The organism is Blautia intestinalis (assembly GCF_014297355.1).
Classification (GTDB): Bacteria; Bacillota; Clostridia; order Lachnospirales; family Lachnospiraceae; genus Blautia_A; species Blautia_A intestinalis.
Genome location: NZ_JACOQE010000004.1, coordinates 113170 through 126159 on the forward strand (window position 1 = coordinate 113170; position 12990 = coordinate 126159).

The window sequence follows — 12990 nt, forward strand, 5'->3', positions numbered from 1 at the left end:
CTTACGGCAGCTGCTTTTCTTTTACATAATTTCTTTGAGATAACGTCCCAGTGCATCTTTCCAGTCCGGAAGACGGGTAAATCCATGCTCTTCCAGTTTTTTCTTTTCCATACGGCTGTTGGAAGGACGTTTTGCCTTTGCAGGATACTCTGCGGAGCTTACCGGCATTACCTTTACATCCATTCCTGCCTGACGGAAGATCTCTTTTGCAAAATCATACCAGGAAATATATCCGCCTTCATTTGTTGCATGATATTTTCCATATTCTTCTTTTTCCAGCATGTCAACCAGAAGTCTTGCAAGGTCATATGTGTAAGTCGGAGTTCCGATCTGGTCATCGACAACAGTCAGTGTATCATGTGTTTTTCCGAGATTCAGCATGGTCTTGATGAAATTCTTTCCATTCAGGCCAAATACCCATGCAATACGGACAATATAATAATGCGGCGCACATTTTTCAACTGCAACTTCGCCCTCGTATTTCGAATGTCCATACACATTCAGGGGCTCTACAACCGGATCATCCGGCTCCCACGGACGGGTTCCCTGTCCGTCAAATACATAGTCTGTGCTGATATAAACCATCGGAATATCAAGTTTTCCACACATTTTTGCGATATTGGCTGTTCCATCCACATTTACCCTGTGGCAAACTTCCTGGTTATCCTCTGCGGCATCTACTGCGGTCCATGCTGCACAGTGTACCACTTTGTCCGGATGCACTTCCGTCATTACTTTTTCAACGGCTGCGCTGTCTGTGATATCCATCTCTTCCACATCGACACCAACACCTTCATAGCCTCTTTTGGCAAGCTCGTTCATAACGTCATAGCCAAGCTGACCTTTTACGCCTGTAACCAGTACTTTCATTTTTCATTCCTCCTATATCCGTTTTAACGAAAAATCCTGACTCTTCAATGTCAGATTCGGATTATAATACGGATCTCCGTCCCGCATGATATCCGGCCATCGTCTTTCAAATATCTGAATTTCTTTATTAAATCGTGCCACCTTTTCCGGAGTGTCTTCCAGACCTCTGGACTTGGACTCGTAATGATACAGTTCTGCATATGGATTATATACGATCAGGTATCCGGCAGTACGCAGTTTCATACAAAAATCAATATCATTAAATGCAACTGCCAGCTCCTCGGTGAGTCCGCCCACTTCTTCAAAAGCAGAACGTTTTACCATCATGCAGGCTGCCGTCACCGCACTGTAATCCTGTGCGCAGATGATTCTGTGGCAGTAACCGGTCGTTCCACGCGGCTGCAGTACAAAACAGTGTCCCGCAATTCCGCCAAAACCGATCACGACTCCTGCATGCTGGATCGTATCATCTTCGTAATACATACGAGCTCCGACAGCACCGACATCACTGCGCATACAGTAGCCCAGTAATTCTTCGAGACAGTCTTCATTAATGATCTCCGTATCGTTATTCAGCAAAAGAATATATTCTCCTTTTGCAAATGTGGCACCATAATTATTGATTGCAGAATAATTAAATTCTTTGTCCCAGTAAACAACATGCACCTTCGGATTCTGTGCTTCAATTTCCTTATAGTACTCGAAAGTTGAATCCTCTGTACTGTTATTCTCAACAATGATAAATTCATAATTCCGGTAAGTAGATTTCTGTTCGATCGAATCCATACAGCGTTTCAGATCATCGATGTGATCCTTATTCGGAATGATGATCGAAATAAGCGGATCATGATCTCTGTGGAATTTCGTGCGGTACAGTCCGAGAAATTCTCCCTGATGAACTTCTGCGTCAATCCCTGTTCTCTGATAATGCGCCTCGATTGCACGCTTTCCGGCTTCAAACGCATAAGTCTTACTCTCCGGATTTTCCGCAGTGGAATCCTCATGACATCTCCAGTGATAAAGGATTTTCGGCACATGATAGATTTCCTCCGGCTTCACAGCTTCGATGCAGCGGAAAATGAAGTCATAATCCTGCGCTCCGTCATACTCTTTACGAAGCATGCCTACCTGATCAATGATTTTTCTGTCTACAACAAACAGATGGCAGATATAGTTTACTGTACAGAGCAGATCCGGATTGTAGTCCGGCTTAAAATGCGGCTGGAAAAACTTATGCCCGTCCATTGACATTTTATCCTCATCTGAATAAAGAAGCCGAATCTCTCTGTTTTTATTTAAAGCTTTCACACACTCAAACAGCGCATGTGGAGTCAGTTCATCATCATGATCTGCAAATGCGATATAATCGCCGGTCGCGATCTCAATTCCGGCATTGGTATTTTCGGAAATCTGAAGTGGTTCTTTGTGGGAAATGACACGTATTCTCTCATCCGATGCCGCAAGAGATTTCAGAAGTTCTGCAATCGGTGAATTCTCTCCGCTTCCATCGGAAAGACAGAGTTCCCAGTTCGGATAAGTCTGTGCCTTCACAGTCTCTACAAGCTGACGGAGATATTTCTCCGGTGTTTTGTACAGCGGAATCACAATACTGATCTTTGGCTGATATTCGAATTTTTCTCTCCTCTGGCGCTCCAGTTCCTTTGCGCCCGGAAGATGACGCACGATCCATTTCTGGTACGGAATTTCTCTTGTTGAAGCTGTTTTGATCTTGTTTGCAATTTTTCCTGCCAGTGCGGCACTTCCCTGTGATTTCCAGTAACGCATACCTTTCTGTGCATATTTTTCTATTTTTTTGCGCAGAATAACCGTCGGCTGTAAGTTCACCACATGTACGGACTTCGTCTCTCCGGCATAAAACACCACATAAACGACCTTTCCGGTAAGATTTGTCAGCTCTGCAAAAAATCCGGTCTTGTCCTCGTGATCCATTTCCTCATACATCTGCTCCACATCGACACGTTCTGTACGAAGGATTTCTGCCTGTATTTTCTCTTTGTTTTCGTCAAAAATCTGTATTTTCACCGGACAGTCTGCTACTGCCCACCCGCGGATTCGCAGGAATCCCTGCTGAATTTTTTCTTCCTCAATATAAAACTGAGGCTTTCCTCTGCGCTTTTCCAGATTTTTTGCTGAAACAGAAAACCAGCAGAAGGTTTTATCCGGCATGTCTGCATAGACGCTCAGCTTCTGATATCCTTCCAGCGACTCCGGAAGCCGGACCGCTGCCGTGATACGCTCTCCGCGCATCAGATCCGGATCTTTAAAACGTTCCAGAGCACTGACCACTTCCAGACGCCGGATCTCGGATTTTATTTCGGAACCGTCAAGCATGGCACGCATTTTTGCTTCTTTCGGCCACGTTCCCTGCAGAATATAACAATTTGGATCCTGCAAATGGAATCTGTCCTTTGTTACCTCAAATATTTCTCTCGACATATCTATACCCATCCTCGTTTCTCAGTCTTCTCTCAGGGAACAGTCAGCTTCTTTCAGAGACAGATTCGGATTATAGTACGGGTCTCCTTTTGCCATCTCGTCTCCCCATTTTTCCTCAAAATGCTTCGTTTCTTTTTCGAAACGGAACTGTTTTTCCGGCGTATCTTCCATTCCCCTTGACTTGGATTCGTAGTGATAAAGCTCTGCATACGGTGTAAATACAACCTTTTTACCTGCTGCTCGCGCTTTCATACACAGGTCGATGTCATTAAAAGCGACAACAAACTCTTCGTCAAATCCGCCCACTGACCGGAAGTCTTCTGCTTTCATGAGCATACATGCCGCAGTTACGGCACTGATTTCCTGTACATTTACGGCCCTGCCGAAATATCCCTTATCTTCGCAGGATGCCATACACATGATATGGCCAGCAATACCGCCCATGCCAAGAACAACTCCGGCATGCTGGATGAGATTGTCAGGATAATAGAGTTTTGCTCCGACGATTGCGACATCCTGCTGCTGACAGATCATCAGCATTTCCTCGATCCAGCCCGGACTGATCACTTCCACATCATTATTCAGGAAGAGAAGATAACTTCCCTTAGCTTCTTTTACAGCAAAATTATTGATCGCAGAATAATTAAATCCATCTTCCCACGTAAGTACCCGTGCTTTCGGGTAACGCCAGGAAAGGTTCTTATAATATTCAAAAGTCTCCTGCTCTTCACTGTTGTTCTCGACGATCAGGATTTCGTAATTCTTCCAGGTAGATTTCTCATAAACAGAAGAAAGACATTTCTCAAGGTCATCAGTGTGATCCTTGTTTGGAATGATGATCGAAACAAGCGGTTCTCCCTGGATCTTTACATGACTCCGGTACCAGCCCGGGTGTTTCGTCATCTCTACTTCCGCTTCAATGCCGACTCTGCGATAATGCTCCTGGATTGCACGGCATCCAGCCTCATATGCATAAGCTTTGCTCTCCGGATTCGCCGCAACAGAATTCATATGACATCTCCAGTGATACAGCACTTTCGGAATATGAATCACCTGTTTCGCCTGCTCGCAGCAGCGCAGAATAAAATCATAATCCTGAGAGCCGTCAAACTCCGGTCTGAGGCCACCGACCTGATCCACCAGTGCTTTCTTTACAACAAAAATATGGCAGATATAATTATTATCCCTTAAACGGAACAGGTTATAATCTGATTTGAAATGAGGCTCAAAATAGAATTCTCCGTCCATGCTCAGCTTATCTTCATCTGTATAAATGATCTCCGGTCCGTGATGATCGTTGACTGCCTTAACAATCTCATACAGCGCATCCGGTTCCAGTGTATCATCATGGTCGCTCAGCATCAGATATTCACCGGTTGCCATCTCGATTGCTTTATTTGTATTGACAGAGATTCCTCCATTATCCTCCAGATGTTTATAGAGAATTCTTTTATCTTTACCATAACGCTTCTGAATGTATTCTTCTACTTTCTGATCCGGACTTCCGTCTGCCAGACAAAGCTGCCAGTTCGTGTAAGTCTGTGCGCATACAGAATCAATCAGTTCCTTCAGATATGGTATCGGTGTACAGTACAACGGAATCACAATACTGATCAGCGGATTCTGTTCAAAATGTACATGGCGCTGTCTGCGAAGAGTCTTTCTGTCCGCTTTATGACGGTTAAACCATTCTTCATAATCTTCTTTGTGCTCTCCGTTTTTGTCTTTGCGGAAAAGACGTCCCCAGAAACTTTTTGCTTTCTCTTTATCCTTCTGTTCCCTGCGAAGAGCCTTTATATCAATCTCATATGTTTTGGTTGTAGAATCACCGCAGAAATGAAGTACGATCCTGTTTCCCGGAATTTCGAGAAATGCCGCGGAAATACTGAAACCGATCTCCTGATTCCTGTAATCGTCATCAAGATGACGTCGTTCTACAACGTCCGGCCTGCGGCCTCTCGTAATTTTGCAGTCGAGAAGTTCTGCATTTTCTTTATGAACGGTTACTTCAACTTCACCTCTCTGATCTGTTGTCCATCCCTGAATCTCAAGCATCAGTCCGTAGAGAACTTCTACACGGTCAATATGAAATTCAACCAGCTTATCTTTGACCAGTTCATCCAGCTCATCACCTGTACGCTCCCAGATTACGGTCTTTTCTTCTCCGTCCAGCAAAAGAAGTTCCAGTATGTCATACTTCTGGCGAAGTTTCAGAACCTCCGGAATCGTAACTGTAAATCCCGGAAGAAAGCCCTCTGTCTCCACTTCCAGAGACTGTGCCACATCCGGTCGGTCATACCTCTCCACTTCTGGTATATCGATTACTTCATATCCGTCACCAATCAGCTGAAAACCACATTCCTTCTTATCAGGATGCATATACCAGCCTACAAGACTCAGCACATGTCCGTGTCTGTCATCATATCGTTCTTCATCAATGCTGAAACAAAGTTTGTCCATAAATACTCCCCTATTTCTTTTTAATACTCCGGTACAGTTTCCATGCCTTTGTATTTTCCATTTCATGAATCCGGCGATTCAGTCTCTGTATCTCCTGATCTTTCTCAGAAGAAATTTTCGAAAAACTCTTCCAGAATGCATCCTGCGCTTCAGTCTCTTTCATTACTTCAATCTCAACATGAAGCTTTCCCGCATTCTCCGGAATACTGTCTATTACAAACTGCGGATCTCCGCCGCCAAAATAATATCTGCCTTCTCCCATCGGGAAACCATTGGAAGTAAAAACAGCAGCTTTTCCGTTTTCAAATGTCAGTTTCTTAAGAATCAGTCCACCGGCAGCCTCACCCGGATCGAGTCGCAGTCTGTGTACATCGTCCGGAACAGCGATACAAAGATCCAGCCCGGATCTTGCCATCGGATAAACAGCAGAATCCGTTTCCGAGAAATCACTGCCTCTGTCATAAAATACCTGCAGTCTTCTCAGCGCAAATGCCACGCGGATTCTGTCATAATAAGCCATCACATCTACTTTTCCGGGTGAAACCTCATCATACATAGAACGAAGCGGCACATGGCTGCCTTCCATATACTTCTGGAAATTACGTTCCATTTCTGCATAGATTTCCAGTTCTTCCTCTGAAATTCCTGCCTTTTTATAGAAGTCAAGCTCACGCAATACTGCACGTTTGCCATCACTTTCCAGATAATAATGAATCATTCGATAGAGAATAAAGTTGCATGGAATCGGGAATCGGAATGTCCATTCATAATCGATCACCGATACACCACAATCCTGAAGCAGAATATTTGCCGGAACCAGATCAATATTGGAAATACCACTGCACCGATAATTTTCTTCCAGTGAAACATCACCAAATACCCCGGTAAACTCCGGTGTCTTGAAAAACATTTCACCCGCATGGATGCGGCGTACCTTATCAATATAGGTAAACAAAAGTTTTTCCAGTTCTTCCAGTTTGCCCTGTTCAAGCAGGCTGTCCAGACGGGATTCCAGTGTCTCACCATCCAGATATTCCAGAACAACTCCATCAGCTTCTGTCCTGCAGGCATTCAATTTCAGCCCTTCCCTGCCATAGAAACCGGAAAGTTCTTCCTCAATCTTCGGAAGGTTTTTTATATGTGCTTCGGCTCTGGTATCTGTCGGAACCTTGCGCACAATTCTTTCTTTCTTATTATTTTCGCAGATTTCTGTGATGATTGAAAATTCAGGCGCCCGCTCATTGGAAAACTTCGCATAGATCGTACTGGTCTCTATTTTTTCCTTACTGATCAAAAGCAGAAAAGAATTGGCAAAATCAGGATACATCTCATTTGCAAGCAGTGTATCATATACCGAAGACTCCTGAAAGAGCTGCAGACGAAGCCGGTCGTAGTTTGTCTCCAGACGGTTCAGCTCACCCTTCAGCGGAAGACGGCGGTCAGAATAAACCGTCATCGGAAGCTTGTAATCCGGGAATGGATAATACCATTCTGCCTGCAGATCACCGGCATCGGAAAGAATCTGCATAAACTCTTTTCTTGAAAAAGTTTTGACACCTTTGGTCGTCGGATAACCTTCCAGCCCTTCAAAAAGGGTACCAAAATGGTCTTCCGTGCATCCTGCCCAGTATTTCAGTCCAAGACGGTTTTCGATTGCAAGGACGATCTTTCCGTCCGGTTTCAGATGCTTTGAAATAATTTTTAAGAAATCTACATACGGTGTATCGCTCTGGATATAAGCTTCTCCATATTCAAAAACCCCGATCAGGGTAATGTAATCATATTTTTCTGTAAGTGTTTTTTCAATATCCTGAAAATTTCCCATCAGGATTTTCAGATTGTCGCAGTTCCGGTGTCTCCATGCATTGATGTGGCTGCGTTTTCTTGAAAGTTCAATACAGGTCACCTGTTTTGCTTTCTTGCAGAGAGCACCGGTAACTGCACCGCATCCTGATCCGATCTCGAGAACATTTTCCTCCCCGGTAAACGGAAGCCAGCTCAGAATGTTTTCTCTGATATGAGAAAAATGATAAAGAATCGGCCAGCTTGCACGCTCCGCGATCACCTGATTCCATTCTTCTTCACGGTAATTGCGTGCAATCTCCAGCATCTCATCTTCAATTGCACCATCTGTATATAAATCTTTGCCCGGATAAAGTGTATCATCCAGAAGAACCTGTCCGATTTTTTCCATTAATCCTCATCTCCACAGTAGATTTCTACTTTTGAATTCATATCATAAAAGCCAACGGTATTCTGTGTTGAAATAACCGTGATGTTGCATGCATCATACAATCTGTGGAATACCGTAAAATCACCGTCTTTGTAACCGGTACATCCGAAAGAAAGCAGATATTCTCCGCCCTGCAAAAACATGTCCTGTGTAAAGGTTACGGTACACACATCCCCGGCGTCAGAATGCTCTACATGCATTTTCTCAAACATGGTATTCGTTCCGGTAATCTCTGTTCCACGAATATCCTTAAAGGTATATGCCATGATCGGTTCCTGAATGCTTTCATGGAATTTCACACGCATCTTGATCGTAAAGGCAGATCCTTTGTCGATGGTGTTGGTATAGCGGCCTTTTTCGTCCATCACGACAAAATCCGTGATCTCTGCAAGCTTGCTGCCGTATTCCAGCATATTCGGATTGACCTGGAACTTCTCACTCCAGCTTTCGCGTTTTTTCTTTTCGTTTTCTGCCGCAGCTTTTGCCGGATCCTGTCCGACCAGAAGCTGTTTGTACATATCAACCATCTTCTTCGGAGAACCTTCCGCCAGCTTTACACCTTTATTAAGAAGGACTACACGGTCACAGTATCTGGAAATACTGCTGAGATCGTGGCTTACAAAGAGAATGGTTCTTCCCATATCTTTAAATTCTTCAAATTTACGATAACATTTTGCCTGAAAGAACACGTCGCCGACGGAAAGAGCCTCATCGACGATCAGGATCTCCGGGTCAATGTTGATTGCAACAGCAAAAGCCAGACGAACGAACATACCACTGGAATATGCCTTAACCGGCTGATGTACGAAATCACCGATATCGGCAAAATCCAGAATATCCTGTAGTCTGGCATCAATTTCTTCTTTGGAAAATCCCATCATGGTACCGTTGAGATATACGTTTTCGATTCCCGTATATTCCATATTAAATCCGGCCCCGAGTTCAAGAAGTGCGGAAATCCTTCCGTCAACTTTCACTTCACCGGCAGTAGGATTCAACACACCTGTGATGATCTTGAGAATGGTGGATTTACCGGAACCGTTCGTTCCGATAATTCCCACAGTCTCGCCTCTTTTTACTTCGAAATTTACATCCCGGAGAGCATAGTGCTCACGCACGGGAACCTTAAATCCAAGCGCCTCCCGAAGTCGGTCGGAAGGCTTGTTGTATAATTTGTACATCTTGTCCAGATGCTTTACTTCAATTGCAAATTCACTCATTCTACTCTCCGTTTACAGTACATCCGCAAAATGTACCTGAAGTTTTTTAAACAATCTGGTTCCAAGGAAAAATACGATAAGCGTAAATCCCCAGAAGTAAAGGGTAAAAACCGGATGCTGCCAGATTGCCACCTTGTTTATCAGAGAATCACGATATCCCTGTACAATATAAAACAGTGGATTCAGTTTCAGTATTTTTGTAAGGATGCCGCTCAGCCCGAGGTCATTGAAATCCCACATGATCGGTGTCACCCACACACCTACCTGCAGTCCGATATTGATGATCTGACTCAGGTCACGGAAAAATACAACCGCTGCACTCGTCAGATAAGTCATTGCAAGGATCAGCATAAAAATACAGAAACTGTAATACAGAAGCTGTATCGCATACAGGCTCGGCGGATATCCCATAAAAGTATAGATCAGCAGTACAATAATGATAAAAAATGCATGTACAAAAACTGCTGAAAATACTTTCACAACCGGAAGGATCCTGATATTAAATACGACCTTTTTGACCAGATAATTGTATTCGAGAAGCGCATTGGTTCCCCCGATCAGTCCTTCCTGAAAGAAAAACCACGGAATCAGCCCCGCGATCAGCCACAGAACAAAGGGAACTCCCTTGTCTGAACCATTGCGAAGTGCAAGTCCGAACACAAACCAATATACGCAGATCGTTACGATCGGCTGAATGAACGCCCAGATTGTTCCGAAATAAGAACCGGCATATTTTGTTTTGAAATCATTTTTTGCCAGAGAGAAGACTAACTTTCTGTTTTTGTAGATTTCTCCCGGCAGCCATGTCTCGTTTTTCAATCTTTTTTACTCCTGTTGGCTGTGTACTCTTTAAAGCTTCCCCATTTCTGGTCTTTGTCAGAAAGAATCAGTTCCATGCCTTCCGGAATCGGCCATTCCACACCGATGTCCGGGTCATTGTACGCAAGACCGCCCTCATCGTTCGGATGATAAAAATCTGTACATTTGTATGCAAACTCTGCGGTATCAGAAAGTACGACAAATCCGTGTGCAAAGTTTTTCGGAATGAAGAACTGTTTTTTGTTTTCTGCAGACAGAAGAACTCCATACCACTGTCCGTAAGTTGCAGAACCTTCACGCAGGTCAACAGCAACGTCAAAAACTTCACCACTCACTACACGCACAAGTTTATCCTGCGGATAGTTGATCTGGAAATGAAGTCCACGCAGCACGCCCTTGCGGGAACTTGACTGATTATCCTGTACAAACTCCATGTCAATTCCTGCTGCTTTATAATCGTTATAGTTATATGTTTCCATGAAGTAACCACGCTCATCCCCGAATACGGTTGGTGTAATTACTTTTAATCCTTCGATATGACAGGTTTCTACTGTGATCTTACCCATTTTATAATCCCTCCGCTACTTCAATCAGATATTTGCCGTAAGCTGTCTTGAGAAGTGGCTGTGCCAGTTCTACAAGCTGTTCTTTTGTAATAAATCCACGTTTGTATGCGATTTCCTCAATACAGGAAATGTAAAGTCCCTGACGTTTCTGGAATGCAGCTACGAAATCTGCAGCATCAAGAAGAGAATCATGGTTTCCGGTATCCAGCCATGCAAATCCGCGTCCAAGTGTCTCAACCTTCAGTGTACCTCTGTTGAGATATTCATTGTTGATGCTTGTGATCTCGATCTCACCACGTGCAGATGGTTTGACATTTTTTGCAATCTCTACAACATCGTTGTCATAGAAATACAGTCCCGGAACTGCATAGTTTGACTTCGGATGCTCCGGTTTTTCCTCGATGGAAAGAGCCTTGCCGTTTTCGTCGAATTCTACCACGCCATATTCACGAGGATCTCTTACATAATAGCCGAAAATGGTTGCGCCCTTTTCTTCTTCGGTACGTTTGTAAGCATTCTGCAGTACTCTTGAGAAGCTCTGACCATAAAAGATATTGTCACCAAGTACAAGTGCAACCGCATCGTTTCCGATAAATTCTTCACCGATGATAAATGCATCTGCAAGTCCTCTCGGCTGTTCCTGAACCGCATATTCAAAACGCATGCCGAGCTGACTTCCGTCACCGAGAAGATCACGGAAGACCGGAAGGTCTCTTGGTGTGGAAATGATCAGGATCTCACGGATTCCTGAAAGCATCAGAGTTGATAATGGATAATAGATCATCGGCTTATCATAAACCGGCATGATCTGTTTGGAAATAGCTTTTGTTAATGGATATAATCTGGTTCCTGAACCACCTGCTAAGATAATTCCCTTCATAAGGTTTCTCCTTTTTCTCTGTTTTGTTTTTATTTGTTTTGTCTGTTATCTGTCTTTGAAATAAAGCGCGATCAGAAGTCCGATCAGTACTACAATCATCGCACCACCGATGATCAGAAGCATTTTTACTGTCGAAGAAATTCCTTCTGTACGCATCTCACGAATCTGCTCATCTACTGATTTATGTTCGGATGCAGTAGTATCATTTGTATCTGCTTCATCTGTCTGAGCTGTCGCCGGTGTGCTTTCTGCTTCTGACTCCTCTTCAGCCGGCATCTCTTTGGCTTCCTGTGCCGGTTCCGGTGACGGTGTATCTTTCACCGTTACATAACCGACAAACTGCCCCTGATAATAGTACTGATTTAATGTTTTTTTGCCTTTTTGTTTGCTTTCCATCGTAAGGTCAGCGGCTGTTACACCTTTCGGTACTGTCATTGCCTTTCCGTCAACCTCAATGCTGTCAAAGCTGTTAAATGCATAATCAAACAGTGCGGTACTGTCTGCACAGTTGATACCAAGATCCGTATCACGCATAGTTACTGCAATATAGGTTCTTCCATTTCGTTCTGCAGCCGCAGCAAGACAGTTCTGTGCTTCTGTGGAAAATCCGGTCTTTCCGCCAATGCAGCCTTCATAATACAGGCTGGACTCTTTGGCCAGAAGCGGCACGTGTGTGTGCAGAGATCTCGCTGCACTTAAGTTTGTTGCCGGTATTGTATAGTTTACTGTTTCCAGAACTTTACGAAATCTGGCATTCTTAAGCCCGGCCCGCATGATCTTCGCAAGATCTTCTGCGCAGGAATAATGGTTTTCGTCCGGAAGACCGCTCGCATTTACAAAATGTGTATGCGTGCATCCCAGCTTCTTTGCTTTCTGATTCATCATCTCCACAAAGTTTGCTTCTGTACCACCAACATATTCTGCGATCTGCGCACAGACCTCATTCGCTGATTTAATATATGCAGCAAACCAGCAGTCCTTCATCGTCATGGTCTCGCCAAGCTGTGCATTGATGTTGCTGCTGTCCCAGGTCACATCGCGGACGCCTGTTTCTGTAAATGTCACAACGTCCTTTGGTGAACTGTTTTCGATTGCAACCAGAAGTGTCATTAGTTTCGTTGTGCTTGCAGGATAACGGTATTCATCCATTCCTTTGTCGTACAAAATCGCTCCTGTATCTGCATCCATTAAAACAGCTGTCTCGGAAGTTACAGCCGGGGCAGTCGGCCAGTTCGCTATACTGTCCGTGGCAACCGCTGCCGGTGTACCATTAGTCGTTACCATAGAAGCCTGTACCGTACAAGAAGACACCAGAATCACCGCAGCTCCTATCCCCGCCGCAATTCGGTATATTCCTTTATTCATCTGTGTACCTCCACTATTAAACTAAATTCAAGTCTCTTCTAACGCAAGACATATCTCATATTATTTTCGCACAATCATAGAGTAAATTCAATGCCTATTTTCGCCAAAATAATGTTACTC

9 protein-coding genes are annotated in these 12990 nt (G+C 44.0%); all 9 read right to left on the minus strand.

What is annotated here, in order from left to right:
• Positions 1-21: 21 nt before the first annotated feature.
• The 9 genes from rfbD to H8Z79_RS08720 are packed head-to-tail and all read right to left on the minus strand — an operon-like array spanning position 22 to position 12870.
• Positions 22-870 (minus strand): dTDP-4-dehydrorhamnose reductase, encoded by an 849-nt coding sequence (gene rfbD, locus H8Z79_RS08680; RefSeq protein WP_118039105.1) that lies wholly within the window; start codon positions 868-870, stop codon positions 22-24.
• 12 nt (positions 871-882) lie between these two features.
• Positions 883-3327, minus strand: a complete 2445-nt coding sequence (locus tag H8Z79_RS08685) for a glycosyltransferase family 2 protein (protein WP_118039104.1) — start codon at positions 3325-3327, stop codon at positions 883-885.
• A 21-nt stretch (positions 3328-3348) separates the two neighbouring features.
• Complete coding sequence (locus H8Z79_RS08690) at positions 3349-5787, minus strand: glycosyltransferase family 2 protein (RefSeq protein ID WP_118039103.1); 2439 nt, start codon at positions 5785-5787, stop codon at positions 3349-3351.
• A 10-nt stretch (positions 5788-5797) separates the two neighbouring features.
• Positions 5798-7981 (minus strand): methyltransferase, encoded by a 2184-nt coding sequence (locus H8Z79_RS08695; protein WP_118039102.1) that lies wholly within the window; start codon positions 7979-7981, stop codon positions 5798-5800.
• Positions 7981-9240: an ABC transporter ATP-binding protein gene (locus tag H8Z79_RS08700; RefSeq protein ID WP_015543312.1), complete on the minus strand. Its 1260-nt coding sequence runs from the start codon at positions 9238-9240 to the stop codon at positions 7981-7983. Before H8Z79_RS08700 ends, H8Z79_RS08695 begins: the two co-directional genes overlap by 1 nt.
• Positions 9241-9252: 12 nt before the next feature.
• Complete coding sequence (locus H8Z79_RS08705; RefSeq protein WP_118039101.1) at positions 9253-10059, minus strand: ABC transporter permease; 807 nt, start codon at positions 10057-10059, stop codon at positions 9253-9255.
• A complete protein-coding gene (rfbC, locus tag H8Z79_RS08710; RefSeq protein ID WP_015543311.1) occupies positions 10056-10625 on the minus strand; it encodes a dTDP-4-dehydrorhamnose 3,5-epimerase in 570 nt (189 codons plus the stop codon). Before rfbC ends, H8Z79_RS08705 begins: the two co-directional genes overlap by 4 nt.
• Position 10626: 1 nt before the next feature.
• Complete coding sequence (rfbA, locus tag H8Z79_RS08715; protein WP_015543310.1) at positions 10627-11505, minus strand: glucose-1-phosphate thymidylyltransferase RfbA; 879 nt, start codon at positions 11503-11505, stop codon at positions 10627-10629.
• A gap of 45 nt (positions 11506-11550) precedes the next feature.
• Positions 11551-12870 carry a D-alanyl-D-alanine carboxypeptidase family protein gene (locus tag H8Z79_RS08720; RefSeq protein ID WP_118039100.1) on the minus strand — a complete coding sequence of 440 codons (1320 nt, stop codon included), beginning with the start codon at positions 12868-12870 and terminating at the stop codon, positions 11551-11553.
• Positions 12871-12990 lie beyond the last annotated feature (120 nt).

What these genes read in the sequence shown, in the direction of transcription:
- H8Z79_RS08685 (WP_118039104.1), bottom strand. Translation starts at nt 3,327, where the DNA reads ATGTCGAGAGAAATATTTGAGGTAACAAAGGACAGATTCCATTTGCAG.
- H8Z79_RS08700 (WP_015543312.1), bottom strand. Translation starts at nt 9,240, where the DNA reads ATGAGTGAATTTGCAATTGAAGTAAAGCATCTGGACAAGATGTACAAA.
- H8Z79_RS08690 (WP_118039103.1), bottom strand. Translation starts at nt 5,787, where the DNA reads ATGGACAAACTTTGTTTCAGCATTGATGAAGAACGATATGATGACAGA.
- rfbC (WP_015543311.1), bottom strand. Translation starts at nt 10,625, where the DNA reads ATGGGTAAGATCACAGTAGAAACCTGTCATATCGAAGGATTAAAAGTA.
- H8Z79_RS08720 (WP_118039100.1), bottom strand. Translation starts at nt 12,870, where the DNA reads ATGAATAAAGGAATATACCGAATTGCGGCGGGGATAGGAGCTGCGGTG.
- rfbA (WP_015543310.1), bottom strand. Translation starts at nt 11,505, where the DNA reads ATGAAGGGAATTATCTTAGCAGGTGGTTCAGGAACCAGATTATATCCA.
- rfbD (WP_118039105.1), bottom strand. Translation starts at nt 870, where the DNA reads ATGAAAGTACTGGTTACAGGCGTAAAAGGTCAGCTTGGCTATGACGTT.
- H8Z79_RS08695 (WP_118039102.1), bottom strand. Translation starts at nt 7,981, where the DNA reads ATGGAAAAAATCGGACAGGTTCTTCTGGATGATACACTTTATCCGGGC.